The following is a 15,584-nucleotide window of genomic DNA, read 5'->3' as shown; positions in this document are numbered from 1 at the left end:
CGTTACCTCGCGTCGTTGACGAAGTCGCGGATGAGAGCGATCACCTGATCGCCGATCCGGTCGGCCTCGTCATCGGAAATGATCAAGGGCGGCAGCAGCCGGATCACCGACTGTGCCGTGACGTTGATCAGTAAGTGATCGTCCAGGGCCCGCTTGACCAGATCGCCGCACGGGCGGTCCAGCTCGATGGCGAGCATCAGTCCGCGGCCGCGGATGTCCATAACCGCGGGCTCGCTGGCCAGTGCATCGCGGAAGCGGCGCTGCAGGCGCTCGCCGAGCGCTTCCGCCCGCGCCAGCAGGCCATCGGCGTCCAGCGCCTCGATGACCGCCAGTGCAGCACTGGCGGCCAGTGGATTGCCGCCGAAGGTGGAGCCGTGGCTGCCCGGGCCAAGCACCTCGGCTGCCGCGCCGCGGGCCAGACACGCGCCGATGGGCACCCCGTTGCCCAGCCCTTTCGCCAGGGTGAGCACATCGGGGATCACGTTCTCGTGCTGGCTGGCCAGCCAGGCGCCAGTGCGGCCGACGCCGGTCTGCACTTCATCCAGCATGAGCAGCCAGCCGCGGGCGTCGCACCGCTCGCGCAGGGCCTGGAGGTAGCCGGCATCCGGCACGCGCACGCCGCCTTCCCCCTGGATGGGCTCCGCCAGGATTGCAACGATGCCGTCATGCGCCGCCGCAGCGGCGTCGATTGCCGAGAGGTCGTTGTAGGGGACGCGGATGAACCCGGCCGGCAATGGCCCGAATCCCTCCTGGGCCCTGGTGTTGCCGGTGGCCGCGAGGGCGGCGAGGGTGCGCCCGTGGAAGGCGTTCTCCATCACCAGGATCTTCGGTTCGGTGATCTGCCGGTTCGCCCCGTGAAGCCGCGCCAGCTTGATGGCGGCCTCATTGGCTTCGGCGCCGGAATTGCAGAAGAACACACTGTTCATGGCCGTGCGCGCGCACAGGGCCTCGGCCAGCTGCTCCTGCAGCGGGACGCCGTAGAGGTTGGAGGTGTGCAGCAGGGTCTCCGCCTGCTTCTGCAGGGCAGCTGTGACGCGCGGGTGGGCATGGCCCAGGCCGCACACGGCGATCCCGCTCAGGGCGTCCAGATAGGCGTTGTCATTGTCGTCCCAAAGCCAGGCGCCGCTGCCGCGCTGGAAGCGCACGGGCAGCCGGCCGTAGGTCTGCATCAGTCCATGGTTCATGGCAGGTGTCCCGCAAAAAAGAAAAAAGGCAGCGCCGAAGGAGCCGCATGTGCGGCGGCATCCCGACGGAGACTGCCTGAGGTGCCGATTATAGGAACGGGTCGGCGCTGCGGCAAGGAACTGGCTGTGACAGGTGGGTGCATACGACCCGATGTGGCATGGTGCCTGGCGGGCGATGACTGCGGGGAGTGATGATGGAGCAGCGGGCACGGGACTGGGTTTCCAGCGGGCGTGTGGGGCTTGACGGCGTGCTGGACGGGCTGCGTCTCGGGGACAACGTGGTCTGGCGTACATCGCGTTTGGATGACTACCGTCGCTACGCGCTGGCCTTTGCCGAGGCGGGATACGCGACAGGCCGGCGCGTGTTCTACCTGCGCTACGGTGGACAGGCACCGGTGCTTCCGGCGCTGACGGGCGTCGAGACCGTCGCAGTGGATCCCGGTGGTGGTTTCGAGCCCTTTACCCGGCAGGTGCATGAGCTGATCAATGCCCACGGTCACGGGGCGTTCTACGTCTGCGATCCCCTGTCGGATCTGCTCGACGCTTGGGCAACCGACGTGATGGTCGGCACTTTCTTCCGTGTGGTCTGCCCGCAGTTGCGGGACCTGGCAACAGTGGCGTACTTCGCGCTGGATCCGGCCCGCCACTCGCATACGACGGTGGCGCGAATCCGTCGCACCACACAGGTAATGATCGACGTGCGTACCGGCTGCGGGGGCGTGCATTTGCAGCCGGTGAAGGTCAGCGGCCGCCGGACCCCCACGCTGTTTCTGCCGCACCGGGAGGACGGCGAGCACTTCATGCCCGTGACTGACAGCCGAGAGGTGACGCGGCTACAGGCAGAGTGGGAGCAGGAGCAGCGCCAGCAGGAGCAGCAGCGCGTACTGGATGCCTGGGATCGCCTGTTTCTGCGTGTCGCTGCCTGTATGGACACCGACGGTTACGCCGAAGAGGCCGAATCCGTTCGGGAGCAGGCGCTGGCTGTGCTGGTCGGCCGCGACACGCGCATCCTGGCTCTGGCCCGCCGCTATCTGGGACTGGCAGATCTGGTGTCCATCCGCGATCGCATGGTAGGCAGCGGCCGCCTGGGTGGCAAGGCAGTGGGCATGCTGCTGGCCCGCGCCATTCTGCTGCAGGAGGCGCCGAAGACGTGGGGTGCCGCACTGGACCCGCACGACTCCTGGTATGTCGGCGCCGACGTCTATTACGCCTACGTGGTGCACAACGGCCTGTGGCACCGGCTCATGCGCCAGCGCCACGGGCTCGGCGACGAAGCCGAGGCGCGGGCACTCCACGACGCGCTGCGCGACGGCGAGATTCCGGAAGAGGTGCGCCATCAGCTGGAGCGGGTGCTGGACCACTACGGCCAGTATCCGATTCTGGTGCGTTCCAGCAGCCTGCTGGAAGATGGCTTCGGTAACGCGTTCGCCGGTAAGTACGCCAGCGTCTTCCGCATCAACCGTGGTAGCCCGGAGGAGCGCCTGGCGCAGCTCGAAGACGCCATTCGCGTCGTGTACGCCTCGACCATGCACCCGGATGCCCGCAGTTACCGCCGCGAGCGCGGCCTGGAGGATCGCGAGGAGCCCATGGCGTTGCTGGTGCAGCGTGTCAACGGACGTTTCCACGGGCAACTGTATTGCCCCGACGCAGCCGGTGTCGCCGTCTCGCGCAACCTGTTTCCGTGGTCCCCCGACATGGACCCTGCCGCGGGCATGGTGCGCCTGGTTGCCGGGCTGGGTACCCGCGCCGTTGATCGCGTTGCCGACGACGACGTGCGTCTGGTGGCCCTGGACCAGCCCGAGCGCCACCCTTTCGCCGAGCGCGACGCCATGTACGGGGCAACCCAGCGGGCGCTGGATGTGCTCGATCTCGGAGAGGAAGGTGTCTCCACCCGCCCGCTCGCGGACATCGCGGTGCAGGCGCCGTCGCTGCCCCTGGGGCTGCTGGCCGAGCGTGATCGGGAGTCGGAGCAGGCCGCGCGTGCCCTGGGAGCGGAGCAGGCCGTCTGGCGGCTGACCTTCGACCCGCTGCTGCGGCGCACCCCCTTCGCGGCCATGCTGCGCTCGCTGCTGCAGACGCTGGAGCGAGCCTACGCGCATCCCGTGGAGGTCGAGTTCACCCTTCACTGCGATGATGAGCAGGCCTTGACCTGCAGCGTCGTACAGTGCCGCCCACTCCCGTCACCGGCCGTCCCTGCCATGCCCGCAGGGGGCGCGGATGCCGCTGCTCGCGCTGTGGACGATGTCTTTCTCGCGCTGGATCGCCACTTCATGGGGCCGGCGGCAGACATACCCATTGCGCGCATCGTGCGGGTCAACGGCCAGCGCTACCGCCAGCTCGACACGGAGGGGCAATACGCGGTGGCGCGTCTGGTGGGGGCGATCAACCGTGAGGCCCCGGTGACACCGCGGGGCACGCTGCTAATCGGGCCGGGCCGCTGGGGCAGCTCCACGCCCGCGCTGGGCGTGCCGGTGGGATTCGCCGATCTGCAGGGGGTTGCGGCGTTGGTGGAGCTGGCGCACATGGACGACGACCGAATCCCGGAACTCTCGTACGGCTCCCACTTCTTTCAGGATCTGGTGGAGGCGGGCATCGTCTACGCCGGGGTGGCGGCGGCGGACGACACCGTGATCTACCGGCCGCAATGGCTGGAGGCGTTGCCCGGTGCCCGCCGGTGTCCACTGCCCGGGGATGTGGAAGTGGGTGCGGCAGCGGCCGCCACCGTGGAGGTGTTTGACGTCAGCGACGCCGACGTGCGCCTGGTGGTGGACGTTGCCGCGCGCAAGCTGCTCTGCGGCCGGGCCGCAGAGCAGCCGCCGCGCGGCCCGGCGGAGTCCGTCAGATGAGACCCAGCGCCACCATGGCGTGCCCCACCTTCAGGAAGCCGCCGATGTTGGCGCCGGTGACGTAGTCGCCAGGCGCGCCGAACTCGGCGGCGGTATCGTGGCAGTTGCCGTGGATGTTGCAGATGATCTCCTCCAGCCGCTGCTCCGTATGGTGGAACGTCCAGGAGTCGCGGCTGGCGTTCTGCTGCATCTCCAGCGCGCTCGTGGCAACGCCGCCGGCGTTGGCCGCCTTGCCGGGGCCGTAGGCGATGCCGGCATCGCGGAACAGCTTGATGCCCTCGGGCGTGGTGGGCATGTTGGCGCCCTCGGCCACCGCGATGCAGCCGTTCTCCACCAGGCGCCGCGCGTCCTCCCCGTTGAGTTCGTTCTGGGTGGCGCAGGGCAGCGCCACGTCGCAGGGCACCGACCACACACTGCCACCCTTGATGTAGCGCGCGCGCGTCTGCTCCTCGGCGTATACGTGGATGCGCCGGCGCTCCACCTCCTTGATGCGGCGGATGCGGTCGAGCTCCAGCCCGTGCTCGTCGACGATCATGCCGGTGGAGTCGGAGCAGGCGATCACCTTCGCGCCCAGGGCGTGGAGCTTCTCGATGGCGTGGATGGCCACATCCCCTGAGCCGGAGACCACGCAGGTCTTGCCCTCCAGGTCGGTGCCGCGGGCGCGCAGCATTTCGCGCGTGAAGTACACCGTGCCGAACCCGGTTGCTTCCTTGCGCGCGCGGCTACCGCCCCAGTCCAGCCCCTTGCCGGTGAACACGCCGGACTCGTAGCGGTTGGTCATGCGCTTGTACTGGCCGAACAGGTAGCCCACCTCCCGCTGGCCGACACCGATGTCGCCGGCGGGCACATCGGTGTACTCCCCCAGATGACGGTACATCTCCGTCATCAGGCTCTGGCAGAAGCGCATGATCTCGGCATCGGAACGGCCTTTGGGGTCGAAGTCGCTGCCGCCCTTGCCGCCGCCGATGGGCAGCCCCGTGAGGGCGTTCTTGAAGACCTGCTCGAAGCCCAGGAACTTGACGATGCCTAGATATACCGACGGGTGGAAGCGCATGCCCCCTTTGTAGGGCCCCAGAGCACTGTTGAACTGCACCCGGAATGCCCGGTTGATGTGGGTCTCGCCGTTGTCGTCCTGCCAGGGCACGCGGAAGATGATCTGACGCTCCGGCTCGCAGATGCGCTGAATGATCTTGTGCTCGGCGAACTCCGGGTGCTTGACCAGCACCGGCCCCAGAGACTCCAGCACCTCGCGCACGGCCTGATGGAACTCCGCCTCGCCGGGGTTGCGGCGCAGCACGTCCTGGAAGATGGGTTCAAGGGTATCGTCAAGGTTTCGTGTCATGTTGTTGGTCTCGTCTGCTATGGTTCGGAATCCGGTTGCCGCGGTGGCGCGGTCTCCGCATGGCGTGAGCGTACCTCCCGCAGAGTGTCGGGCATACCCTTGACTGCCTTATCGCCGTTTTCAACGGCTATCACCAACGGGTATACTGGATACATGATTAACGACGTACGCCTTCGTCGCGCAGACGCGGCCGGCGGCGCCCCGACGACGAAAGAGGTTCCAGGTAATGGATGAGGTTCAGGAAGCCATCAAGAAGCAGGTGGAAAGCCACCCGGTGATTCTGTTCATGAAGGGAACGCCCCAGTTCCCCCAGTGCGGCTTCTCCATGAAGGCGTCCCAGGCGCTGGCGGGCTGTGAGGCGGAGTTCGCCTACGTGAACGTGCTCGAAGACGAGCGGATCCGTCAGGGCATCAAGGATTTCGGCGACTGGCCCACCATTCCCCAGCTCTACGTCAACGGCGAGCTTGTGGGCGGCTGCGATATCATCCTCGAGATGTATGAGAGCGGCGATCTGGAGAAGCTGGTCCAGGACGCCGGCGCGGCGCGCAGCGACGCCTGAAACGGCCGTCTGTGCGCATCGATCGATTGACGCCCTGGCTCCTTGGTCGGGGCGTTTGTCGTTGCGGTGTGCTATACGGGGGTGTTGAAAACGACTGAGCCCGCCCGCACGTGCTTGGGTAGCGCCCGATAACAACCGCATTCGATTGCGGCGCGGCCATCGCGATCGCGCTGCAGACGTTTTTGCAACCAAGGAGGCAGCACAATGGCTTACGATCTTCCGGATCTCCCTTATGCGCACAATGCGCTTGAGCCGCACATTGATGCCAAGACCATGGAGATCCACCATGGCAAGCACCACAACACCTACGTGACCAAGCTCAATGCGGCCGTCGAGAGCCATCCGGACCTCGCGTCCAAGCCCGTGAACGAGCTGATCAAGCGCATCAAGGACCTGCCGGCAGACATCCAGACGCCGGTGCGTAACAATGGTGGCGGTCACGCCAACCACACCATGTTCTGGCAGATGATGAGCCCGAACGGCGGCGGCGAGCCGTCCGGTGAGCTGGCCGATGCCATCAAGGGCGCCTTCGGCAGCCTGGATGCGTTCAAGGAAGAGTTCGGCAACGCCGCCGTGGGCCGGTTCGGTTCCGGCTGGGCCTGGCTGGTGCTGGACGGCAGCGGCAAGCTGCGCGTCACCTCCACGCCGAACCAGGACAGCCCGCTGATGGAGGACATCGCCGAGGTTCCCGGAACGCCGCTGCTGGGTCTGGACGTGTGGGAGCACGCCTACTACCTCAACTACCAGAACCGTCGGCCGGACTACATCTCGGCGTTCTGGAACGTGGTGAATTGGGACGATGTGGCCAAGCGGTTCGCCGCAGCGAAGTAAGCTACAGTTTGTTCTGACCGAAAACCCCGCTCCGGCGGGGTTTTTTAGTGGGGTGCGTGGCGGAGCGGACGCAGGGGTGTTGGACCTGAAGGTCCAACCTACGCATCATGAAACTCCGCAATGCGGCCCGTAGGGTGGACCTTCAGGCCCACCAGATCCCTCAGCAGACGTAGGGTAGACCTTCAGGTCTACCAGGTCCCTGAGGTCTCCGCGCACCGTCAGTCCTCGAAGCGCACGATCAACGCTTCGGCGTGGGCCACCTGAGCCCAAGGGCCGAGCGCTCCCACGCCGGCCAGGGCCGCCCATCCCCACTCCTGGGTGCAGCGCGGAATGGTGGACATCTGCGCGGTGCGGTGGTCGCGCCAGCGGACATGGACCAGGGCATCCCCGCGGGCGCGCTCCTTGCGGGCCTTCATCTCATCCATGACCCGCACGGCGATCTGCCCGCAGCGCTCCCACAGGTGGCCGCGCCGTGTGACCCGGATCGGCGCCACCTCCTTGTAGGTGCGGTTCCCCGCGCGGTCGGACGCGTAGGCGTCGTAGCGGTCGTACGACACATACGTCGGTACCGTGGAGCAGCCCGCGAGGGCCAGACAGAGCCCGGCCATGACCAGGATTCGAACCATCGTGTTTCCTCCGCTTCAGAGTCCCAGGCCAACGGTCAGAACGTACCGTCGGTCGCTGTCCTGCCCGGCGAACGCCCCCTGTTCCTCGGCGTAGGTCATCAGGCCGATGCGCAGCATCTGCACGCGCAGGTCGACGCCGGCGGTCAGGGCTCGCTGATACAGGCCCGCCCGCAGTGCGAGCGCATGGCGCCGGCGCTCCCAGAGATACCACTGGCCGCCCAGGCGCAGGCGTTTGAGGTGGTCGCTGTCGTCGCCGAGGTCGTGCAGCAGGTCGGCATACTCGGCGCTGAGCTGAATCCGCGCCGTGCCCGAGGCGGGAGGCTCCACGGCGATTCCCGCCGCCACGGACTGCGGAATGCGCCCGGCGCCGCCGAAGTCCAGGTCGCCGACGTTGCGGATCACCGCGCCCACGCGGGGCTGCCAGTGGTACCCGGGCGCCAGGTCGTACTGGATGCCCACATCCATCGCCGACGCATGGCCCGACTGCACGTCGTCACTGATGTCGCCCCCCTCCTCGGTCAGCTCCACCAGCTCCCGGACCGAATACGTCTCCCGGACCCGGCGTTTGCGCAGCGTCTTGACTGCAACGCCGGTGGACCAGCGTCCGGACTGGTGGGCGACACCCAGCACGGGGCCGGACAGCGTGCGTGCGTCCAGGGAGATCAGCCCCTGATCCCCGAAGCCCTGGTGGGTGCGTCCGTCGAACCGGGCGGTGCCCAGCCAAGCCGCACTGACGGCCCACTCCCGGCCCCGCCAACTGATGTTGGGGACCACGTTGCCATCGGCGTGCAGGTTCCGGCCGCGGTAATTGCGAACCAGGTCCGAGAGTTCGGTGCGTTGCTCCTCGGGGGTGTCTTCGTCCAGCGCGGCACGGAAATCCCGGATGAACGACTCCGAGCGACGGGAACTGCCCACCGTCGCCACCAGTGGCAGGGTTTGCCAGCCGGGTTGCATGCCGCCGAGGCCGGCCGGGTTGCTGAACAGGGCGTCCGGGTCGCCGCCGATGGCCACGTCGGTGCCGCCCATGCCCAGGGCGCGCGGGGACTGGTAGACCACCGGGTAGGACTGGTTCAGCGCCACGGCAGGGACAGAAAAGCAGCACGCTATCAGGCCAGTGAGCAGGCGCCACCTCATCGCCGCAGATACTCCTGTAGCGCTGATTTGGTGATTTCCAGTACGCCGTCCGTATCCTCGGGGCAGGCGTTGGCCGTACCGGCCAACGGTTCGCAGATCTCCTCGCGAATGCCGTTCAGGGTTGCCAGCGCCTGCTCGCGCTCGCGTTCGGACGACACGCCGATCAGGTGCTCTGCGGTGAGGTTGAGCGTGTCCAGGGTCGTATCCTGGACGGTGATGGCACCGAAGCGTTGGGCGCGCGGCACCGGGCAGGGCCAGCAGCCGGCGTCCGGGTCGGGCCCGGTGCACCCGCGGGTCGTCTCCACCTCGCAGAAGCCGTCCATGATGGCCACGGAGGTGTCTGGCGCCTCCTCCTGGATCAGCCGCAGGCCCTCGCGCGACGACCGGCCCTGGCAGGCGTCTCCGGGAGCGACCGAGACGCGGATGGGCTGCAGATTGGCGAACAAGGCACCGGACTCCAGGAACGTCAGTTCCGGGTGGGCCGCCAGCGTTTCCCAGGTGACTGCGCCTGTCGCCTGGCCGTCATGGGTTCCCGCTGCCTGGCAGGTGCCGCTGCCCTGATCCAGATCGTCGCGCACCTGGATGGCGCACGCCGTGATCTCGGCGTCGTCGGGGATGCCGCTGGCACTGCGGTCGTTGTCGCAGGTCAGCCGGCTGCGGTCCAGCCAGACGTCCAGCTGATCCCCGAGCAGCAGCACCACCGAGCGCACGAACCGAGCGTACGCCACCAGCCCGCTGATGAAACAGGCGTCCTGCTGCAGATCGCTCAGCAGAGGCCGGTTCTGGCGCCGGCACGCCTCATTCAGGCCATCGGGAAACGCGTTCACCATGCGCTGATGGGATTCCGTGGAGAGATCGAGGAAGCGCAGGCCGCGTCGTTCGGTGCCCAGCCCGCGCAGTGCGCGCAGGACCTCCAGGGCCTTGTCCTGATCCTCCTGGGGTCGGTCCGCACCGATGACGATGTTGACGATGTCCACGAGATCGTAACCGGCGAGCCCGATATAGGCGGCGGCGCGGTTCAGATCCCGCTCCTGGGGCGACATGGCCGCCTGACAGGCGCGGCTGTCCACGCGGTCCAGTACGCGCTGGTAGCGGCCGTCATCCAGATCCTGGGTGACGGCGTAACGGCAGCTCTCGGGGCTGTGGGAATCGGTAAGGCAGCCGCCAAGCAGCATGGTGGCTGCGGCAATCATCAGGAACGGAAGTCGGGGAAAAGCAGCGGCCACGGGTCGGTGCGGCTCCCATATCAGTGACGGGCGAGCGGGCCGCCGGTCTTTTGCCCTCAGGGAGACATTCCCGGCCGGCGGCTGTCAAGCCACCGGCCCGATTCAACCGTGGCCGTTGGGGATGCCGATGTGGTTGTCCCAGAGGTTGACGATTTCGCAGAAGAGATCGGCGGTTTTCTCCGCATCGTAGACCGCCGAGTGCGCTTCCTTGCCGTCCCAGCCCATGCCGGCGGTCTTCAGCGCCTTGGCGAGGACGGTCTGGCCGAATGCCAGACCGGCCAGGGTCGCGGTATCGAAGCTGCCGAACGGGTGGAACGGGTTGCGCCGGATACCGGAGCGTTCCACGGCGGCGTTGAGGAAATTGAGGTCGAACGTGGCATTGTGGCCCACCAGAATGGCGCGGGTGCAGCCCGTGTCGCGGATTTCCTGGCGGATCGGCTTGAAGACCCGGCCCAGAGCGTCCTGCTCGCCGTAGGCGATGCGCAGGGGATGATCCGGGTCGATGCCGTTGATCTCCAGGGATTTGGGGTCGATGTTGGCGCCCTCGAACGGCCGCACGTGCAGCGCGTGGGTCTCGGCCCGGTGGATCTGGCCCTGGTCATCTATGCGCAGAATGACCGCGGCGATCTGCAGCAGGGCGTCGGTCTGCGCGTTCAGGCCGCCGGTCTCCACGTCCACCACCACCGGCAGAAAGCTTCGGAAGCGCTGGGCGATGGCGGTGCCGGGGGCATTGGCGATTTCGTTGTCGGACATTGGGTCGTTTCCCGGGCGGTGATCGTCGTAAGAGGAGAGTGTGGTGTCAGCTCAGGCGCCAGGGTAGCGTCTCGCCGGCGCGCAGGGGCGCGACCCGGTGCTCGCCGAAGGCGTAGTGCTCCGGCAGCGTCCAGGAGTCACGGGAGAGCGTGATGGTCTCCGTGTTGCGCGGCAGGCGATAGAAATCGGGGCCGAAGTGGCTGGCAAAGCCTTCCAGTCGGTTCAGCTTGCCGGCGGCGTCGAAGGCCATGGCGTACAGTTCGATGGCCGCCGGTGCCGTGAAGCAGCCCGCGCAGCCGCAGGCGGCTTCCTTGTCGTGCAGGGCGTGGGGCGCGCTGTCGGTGCCGAGGAAAAACTTCGGGTTGCCGGAGGTGGCCGCGTCCACCAGCGCCTCGCGGTCGCGCTCGCGCTTGAGGATCGGCAGGCAGTAGTAATGCGGCCGGATGCCGCCCACCAGCATGTGGTTGCGGTTGAACAGCAGGTGGTGGCAGGTGATGGTCGCCGCCACCGTGTCCGGTGCCTCCCGCACGAACTCCGCCGCTTCCCGGGTGGTGATGTGTTCACATACCACGCGCAGGGTCGGGTGCCGGGCCAGCAGCGGCGCCAGACGCTCTTCCAGGAACCGGGCTTCGCGATCGAAGATGTCCACGTTGTCGGTGGTCACCTCGCCGTGAACGAGCAGCGGCAGATCCGCCTCGGCCATGGCGGCGAGCGTGTCGTCGCAGCGTGCAAGGTCGGTGACGCCCGCGTCGGAGTTGGTGGTCGCCCCGGCGGGGTAGAGCTTCACCGCGTGGACGATGCCGCTGGCCGCCGCCCGCCGGATCTCGGCCGGCGGGGTATTATCCGTGAGATACAGGGTCATCAGCGGCTCGAACCCCGACCCGGGCGGTGTGGCCGCCAGAATGCGTTCACGGTAGGCCTGGGCCTGGGCCACGGTGGTCACCGGCGGTTTCAGGTTCGGCATGATGATCGCGCGGCCGAAACGCTGTGCGGAGAACGGCACCACGTGCTCGAGCACGTCGCCGTCGCGCACGTGCAGGTGCCAGTCGTCGGGGCGGGTGATGGTAATGCGGTTCATGTCTGCAGTTCGGCCTTGCGGAAACAGCCGTCAAGTATAACGCGCCGGGCGATCCCCGTCGTGGGGCGGTTTGTCATATCGGGGCTGAAGCCCCTCCCACGGTGATGGGGACAATTGTGGGAGGAGCCTCAGCCCCGACCGGCTCACTCCATTGGCTGCAGGTGTTCCCGATACAGCCGCCCGTTCTCCACGTAGTGCTCGGCGCCGTGGGCCAGGGCCTCCATCTGCTCCTCGGTAAGCTGTTTCACCACCTTGCCGGGGGAGCCCATGACCACGGAGCCATCCGGAATCTCCTTGCCCTCCGGGATCAGCGCATTTGCGCCGATCAGGCAGTTCCGGCCGATTCTGGCATTGTTCAGCACCACCGCGTTGATGCCGATGAGGCTGCCGTCGCCGATGGTGCAGCCGTGCAGCATCACCTTGTGTCCGACGGTTACGTTACGCCCGATCTCCAGCACGATGCCCGGGTCTGTATGCAGCACACTGCCGTCCTGGATGTTGCTGTTGTCACCGATGATGATGCGGTCGGTGTCGCCACGGATCACGGCGTTGAACCAGATGCTCACGTCATGGCCGATGTCCACGTCACCGATTACCGTGGCGTTGTCGGCAACAAAGCACTCACCGCGCCGGGTGACTTTTCGATCCTGCAGCTGGTAGAGCATGGGCGTCTCCTCGCGTATGGTCCTGTTCCAGTTCATTGATCCCAAATAGAGGGCCACATCATGGCACGGGAAGACTTTCGTTTGCTGCACACGGAGCGCGTTCGCTGGGGGGAGGCGGACATGCAGGGCGTGGTATTCAACGCCCACTACCTGACTTACATCGACGTGGGTGTCACTGAGTACTTCCGCGCCCTGAACGAGGCCGCAGGTGGGAGCGGTGAAGGGTTCGACGGCAACCTCCCCGTGGGCGGCGGCGATTTCTTTCTGGCCCGGACCGAGCTGGACTACCACGCGCCGGCGGAGTTCGACGATCTGCTGGAGATCGGCCTGCGGATCAGCCGTTTCGGTCGCACCAGCGTGGAGTGGGTCGGTGAAATCCACCGGGGCGGCGACCACCTGATGACCGCCCGGATGGTGTACGTGCACGCGGACGTGGAGACCAAGTCGAGCAAACCGCTGCCCGACGCCTTCAAACAGGTGGTGGCCGCGTTCGAGCGTGTAGCACCAGAGGGCGCGGAGGGTGGACCTTCAGGTCCACCAGCCGAGACCCGGCCTTAGACCCGGGGCGCCGATCGGGTGATCCGGTCACGGACACGCTGTGAATACGTCCCTGTACGCTTGCACTGGCCATCCATGGCCAGTGACAGTCCGTGACCGGATCACCCGACCGGCGCCGCGACGCAACAACTCAATCGAAAACGATCACGCCCCGCGCGTTGCGCCCCGCCTCCATGTCGGCGAACGCCTTCGGCGCCTCGTCGATGGAGTAGGTCTGGGTGACCAGCTCATCCAGCAGCAACTGGCCGCTGGCGTACAGACCGAACAGCTTCGGGAAGTCGTAGCGCGGACGCGCCGAGCCGAACCAGCTCCCGCGGATGCCCTTTTCCTGGGCCGGCAGGGAGAGGGTGTTCACCGAGGTCATGTCGCTCTGCGGGGCGACGCCCACGATGATGACCGTGCCGCCCTTGCCGAGGCAGTTGTAGGCCTGCTGGGCCACCGCGCCGCGGCCGACGCACTCGAAGGCGTAATCCGCGCCGCCGCCGGTGAGCTTGCGCACCGCCTTGTGCACCTTGTCGTCCGCGACCACCACATCGGTGGCGCCGAAACGCTTTGCCGTCTCCAGCTTCTCCTCGGACATGTCCACGGCGACGATCTGCCGCGCCCCGGCGATGCGGCAGCCCTGGATGGTGTTCAGCCCCACGCCGCCGGCGCCGAAGACCACGGCGGTGCTGCCCGGCTCCAGCTGCGCCGTGTTGAATACTGCGCCGACGCCGGTCATCACGGCGCAGCCCACCAGTGCGGCGCGATCCATGGGGACGTCATCGGTGACGGGCACCACGTTGTTCACGTGCAGAGTGGCGTACTCGGCCATGACCCCGCAGCCGGAGAAGATGCTGAGATCGTTGCCGTCGGCATCCCGCGTGCGCACCGTCCCGTCGGGCAGGGTCGTCAGGGCCGTGTTGACGGTGTCGCAGAGCACCGGGCGGCCGGCGTTGCAGTAGCGGCAGGTGCCGCACATGCTCACGAACGACGTGATCACCCGGTCGCCAATGCTGAAGTCCGTGACGCCGTCACCCAGCGCGACCACTTCGCCGGCCCCCTCGTGGCCCAGCACCAGCGGCGGCGGAAACGCGATCACGCCGGTGGCGGCGGACAGGTCGCTGTGACAGACGCCGCAGGCGTGCAGCCGGATCATCACTTCGTTGCGGCGGGGCGCCTCCACCTGGATGGTTTCAACGCCGATGGGGGTGTTCCAGTCGCGGCAGACGGCAGCGCGGGCAGTCTGGGTCATGAGTCAGTTCTCCGTTGTGTATCATTTTCCGGAAGTGTAACAGCCTTTGGCCGCGCCCTGCATGCTGCGGCTTGCACTTGCTGTCGACAGGCCGGATCATTACGGGCCTTGGATCAAGACCCACGGGAGCCCCTGTAATGAGCAAGGTCAACAAAGTTGTGCTCGCCTACTCCGGCGGGCTGGATACTTCAGTGATTCTGGAGTGGCTGAAGGATACCTACAACTGTGAGGTGGTGACGTTCACCGCCGACCTGGGGCAGGGCGAAGAGCTGGAGCCGGCCCGCCAGAAGGCCCAGCAGTTCGGCGTGAAGGAGATCTACATCGACGATCTGCGCGAGGAATTTGCCCGCGATTTCGTCTTCCCCATGTTCCGCGCCAACGCCATCTACGAGGGCGAGTACCTGCTCGGCACCTCCATTGCCCGGCCACTGATCGCCAAGCGCCAGGTGGAGATCGCCCGCGAGACCGGCGCCGACGCCGTGGCCCACGGCGCCACCGGCAAGGGCAATGACCAGGTGCGCTTCGAGCTGGGTTACTACGGCCTGGAGCCGGGCATCAAGGTAATCGCCCCCTGGCGCGAGTGGGACCTGCTCTCCCGCGAGAAGCTGCTGGCCTACGCCGAGGAGAAGGGCATTCCCATCGAGGGCAAGCAGGAGGGCGGTTCGCCGTACTCCATGGACGCCAACATGCTGCACATCTCCTACGAGGGTGGCGTTCTCGAGGATCCCTGGGCCGAGGCCGAGGAGTCCATGTGGAAGTGGTCCGTGGCGCCGGAAGACGCGCCGGACAAGCCGCAGTACGTGGAACTCACCTTCGAGCGCGGTGACTGCACCGCCATCGATGGCCAGACCATGAGCCCGGCCGGCATCCTGTCGAAGCTCAACGAACTGGGCGCCGCCCACGGCATCGGTCGGCTGGATATCGTCGAGAACCGCTACGTGGGCATGAAATCCCGCGGCTGTTACGAGACCCCCGGTGGCACCATTCTGCTGAAGGCGCACCGCGGCATCGAATCCATCACCCTGGACCGAGAGGCCGCGCACCTGAAAGACGAGCTCATGCCCCGCTATGCCAAGCTCATCTACAACGGCTACTGGTTCAGCCCAGAGCGCGAGGCGCTGCAGGCGGCCATCGACCACACCCAGCAGGTGGTCAACGGCGTGGTGCGCGTGAAGCTCTACAAGGGCGGCGTGTCCGTGGTGGGGCGCAAGTCCGACACCAACAGTCTGTTCGACGAGCGCATCGCCACCTTCGAGGACGATGCCGGCGCTTACGATCAGAAGGACGCCGAAGGCTTCATCAAACTGAATGCGCTGCGGCTGAAGCTGCAGTCGCGCAACCGGTCGTGACGGCTGCGTCCGCCCCGGCGTGACAGCAGGGGCGGACATCCAGCCCTGAAGGTCGTGCTTGCCACGGGGTGGCCATAAAGGATACAACCGTCACACCACTGGGCTGGTCCGCGACGGCCAGAACCCCCATAACGACAACGACAGAGGGAGGCTTTCTGCGCCGCTGGCGGGCTGAGCGTCCACCACGTGGAGTCACACC

Annotated in this window: 14 protein-coding genes; 5 read left to right on the top strand and 9 right to left on the bottom strand. The window is 66.9% G+C overall.

Annotated features, from left to right (window positions below; translation table 11 throughout):
• Window positions 1-2 precede the first annotated feature (2 nt).
• A complete protein-coding gene (locus ACNSTU_RS13810; protein WP_290637137.1) occupies window positions 3-1,184 on the bottom strand; it encodes an aspartate aminotransferase family protein in 1,182 nt (393 codons plus the stop codon).
• Window positions 1,185-1,378: 194 nt separating this feature from the next.
• On the opposite strand from ACNSTU_RS13810, the gene ACNSTU_RS13805 reads away from it, so the two are divergent.
• On the top strand, window positions 1,379-4,030 hold the full coding sequence (locus ACNSTU_RS13805; protein WP_290637135.1) for a PEP/pyruvate-binding domain-containing protein: 2,652 nt from the start codon (window positions 1,379-1,381) through the stop codon (window positions 4,028-4,030).
• On the opposite strand, the gene gdhA is transcribed toward ACNSTU_RS13805, so the two are convergent.
• On the bottom strand, window positions 4,023-5,372 hold the full coding sequence (gene gdhA, locus ACNSTU_RS13800; protein WP_290635602.1) for an NADP-specific glutamate dehydrogenase: 1,350 nt from the start codon (window positions 5,370-5,372) through the stop codon (window positions 4,023-4,025). The two genes, ACNSTU_RS13805 and gdhA, sit on opposite strands and share 8 nt — an antisense overlap.
• 226 nt (window positions 5,373-5,598) lie before the next feature.
• Between gdhA and grxD the strand changes: the two genes are divergently transcribed.
• Together grxD and ACNSTU_RS13790 are read left to right on the top strand one after the other, a co-directional pair.
• Entirely contained in the window at window positions 5,599-5,931 is a 333-nt protein-coding gene (grxD, locus tag ACNSTU_RS13795) for a Grx4 family monothiol glutaredoxin (RefSeq protein WP_290635604.1), read from the top strand.
• Between the two features lie 204 nt (window positions 5,932-6,135).
• Window positions 6,136-6,762 carry a superoxide dismutase gene (locus ACNSTU_RS13790; RefSeq protein ID WP_290635606.1) on the top strand — a complete coding sequence of 209 codons (627 nt, stop codon included), beginning with the start codon at window positions 6,136-6,138 and terminating at the stop codon, window positions 6,760-6,762.
• 218 nt (window positions 6,763-6,980) lie between these two features.
• On the opposite strand, the gene ACNSTU_RS13785 is transcribed toward ACNSTU_RS13790, so the two are convergent.
• The 6 genes from ACNSTU_RS13785 to ACNSTU_RS13760 form a co-directional block, all read right to left on the bottom strand.
• The gene (locus ACNSTU_RS13785) at window positions 6,981-7,388 is read right to left on the bottom strand and encodes a hypothetical protein (protein ID WP_290635608.1); all 408 of its coding nucleotides are present in this window, start codon (window positions 7,386-7,388) and stop codon (window positions 6,981-6,983) included.
• 15 nt (window positions 7,389-7,403) lie between these two features.
• Window positions 7,404-8,522, bottom strand: a complete 1,119-nt coding sequence (locus ACNSTU_RS13780; protein WP_290635610.1) for a hypothetical protein — start codon at window positions 8,520-8,522, stop codon at window positions 7,404-7,406.
• Window positions 8,519-9,748 (bottom strand): hypothetical protein, encoded by a 1,230-nt coding sequence (locus tag ACNSTU_RS13775; RefSeq protein WP_290635612.1) that lies wholly within the window; start codon window positions 9,746-9,748, stop codon window positions 8,519-8,521. Before ACNSTU_RS13775 ends, ACNSTU_RS13780 begins: the two co-directional genes overlap by 4 nt.
• A 102-nt stretch (window positions 9,749-9,850) precedes the next feature.
• Window positions 9,851-10,501 (bottom strand): ribonuclease T, encoded by a 651-nt coding sequence (rnt, locus tag ACNSTU_RS13770; RefSeq protein ID WP_290635614.1) that lies wholly within the window; start codon window positions 10,499-10,501, stop codon window positions 9,851-9,853.
• A 46-nt stretch (window positions 10,502-10,547) separates the two neighbouring features.
• Entirely contained in the window at window positions 10,548-11,579 is a 1,032-nt protein-coding gene (pyrC, locus tag ACNSTU_RS13765; protein WP_290635616.1) for a dihydroorotase, read from the bottom strand.
• Between the two features lie 143 nt (window positions 11,580-11,722).
• Window positions 11,723-12,244, bottom strand: a complete 522-nt coding sequence (locus tag ACNSTU_RS13760; RefSeq protein ID WP_290635618.1) for a gamma carbonic anhydrase family protein — start codon at window positions 12,242-12,244, stop codon at window positions 11,723-11,725.
• Between the two features lie 60 nt (window positions 12,245-12,304).
• Between ACNSTU_RS13760 and ACNSTU_RS13755 the strand changes: the two genes are divergently transcribed.
• Window positions 12,305-12,802, top strand: coding sequence for an acyl-CoA thioesterase (locus ACNSTU_RS13755; protein ID WP_290635620.1), 498 nt, complete (start codon window positions 12,305-12,307; stop codon window positions 12,800-12,802).
• Between the two features lie 130 nt (window positions 12,803-12,932).
• Here the strand turns inward: ACNSTU_RS13755 and ACNSTU_RS13750 are convergent, their stop codons facing one another.
• Complete coding sequence (locus tag ACNSTU_RS13750; protein ID WP_290635622.1) at window positions 12,933-14,036, bottom strand: Zn-dependent alcohol dehydrogenase; 1,104 nt, start codon at window positions 14,034-14,036, stop codon at window positions 12,933-12,935.
• 137 nt (window positions 14,037-14,173) lie between these two features.
• Between ACNSTU_RS13750 and ACNSTU_RS13745 the strand changes: the two genes are divergently transcribed.
• Window positions 14,174-15,385 (top strand): argininosuccinate synthase, encoded by a 1,212-nt coding sequence (locus tag ACNSTU_RS13745; protein ID WP_290637133.1) that lies wholly within the window; start codon window positions 14,174-14,176, stop codon window positions 15,383-15,385.
• The last annotated feature ends 199 nt before the right edge of the window (window positions 15,386-15,584 follow it).

It is taken from the genome of Aquisalimonas sp. APHAB1-3 (assembly GCF_048323695.1).
Taxonomy (GTDB): Bacteria; Pseudomonadota; Gammaproteobacteria; order Nitrococcales; family Aquisalimonadaceae; genus Aquisalimonas.
This window is presented reverse-complemented; position numbering and strand designations above follow the sequence as displayed.

What these genes read in the sequence shown, in the direction of transcription:
- ACNSTU_RS13785 (WP_290635608.1), bottom strand. Translation starts at nt 7,388, where the DNA reads ATGGTTCGAATCCTGGTCATGGCCGGGCTCTGTCTGGCCCTCGCGGGC.
- ACNSTU_RS13760 (WP_290635618.1), bottom strand. Translation starts at nt 12,244, where the DNA reads ATGCTCTACCAGCTGCAGGATCGAAAAGTCACCCGGCGCGGTGAGTGC.
- ACNSTU_RS13790 (WP_290635606.1), top strand. Translation starts at nt 6,136, where the DNA reads ATGGCTTACGATCTTCCGGATCTCCCTTATGCGCACAATGCGCTTGAG.
- ACNSTU_RS13805 (WP_290637135.1), top strand. Translation starts at nt 1,379, where the DNA reads ATGGAGCAGCGGGCACGGGACTGGGTTTCCAGCGGGCGTGTGGGGCTT.
- grxD (WP_290635604.1), top strand. Translation starts at nt 5,599, where the DNA reads ATGGATGAGGTTCAGGAAGCCATCAAGAAGCAGGTGGAAAGCCACCCG.
- gdhA (WP_290635602.1), bottom strand. Translation starts at nt 5,372, where the DNA reads ATGACACGAAACCTTGACGATACCCTTGAACCCATCTTCCAGGACGTG.
- ACNSTU_RS13745 (WP_290637133.1), top strand. Translation starts at nt 14,174, where the DNA reads ATGAGCAAGGTCAACAAAGTTGTGCTCGCCTACTCCGGCGGGCTGGAT.
- pyrC (WP_290635616.1), bottom strand. Translation starts at nt 11,579, where the DNA reads ATGAACCGCATTACCATCACCCGCCCCGACGACTGGCACCTGCACGTG.
- ACNSTU_RS13780 (WP_290635610.1), bottom strand. Translation starts at nt 8,522, where the DNA reads ATGAGGTGGCGCCTGCTCACTGGCCTGATAGCGTGCTGCTTTTCTGTC.
- rnt (WP_290635614.1), bottom strand. Translation starts at nt 10,501, where the DNA reads ATGTCCGACAACGAAATCGCCAATGCCCCCGGCACCGCCATCGCCCAG.
- ACNSTU_RS13755 (WP_290635620.1), top strand. Translation starts at nt 12,305, where the DNA reads ATGGCACGGGAAGACTTTCGTTTGCTGCACACGGAGCGCGTTCGCTGG.
- ACNSTU_RS13810 (WP_290637137.1), bottom strand. Translation starts at nt 1,184, where the DNA reads ATGAACCATGGACTGATGCAGACCTACGGCCGGCTGCCCGTGCGCTTC.
- ACNSTU_RS13750 (WP_290635622.1), bottom strand. Translation starts at nt 14,036, where the DNA reads ATGACCCAGACTGCCCGCGCTGCCGTCTGCCGCGACTGGAACACCCCC.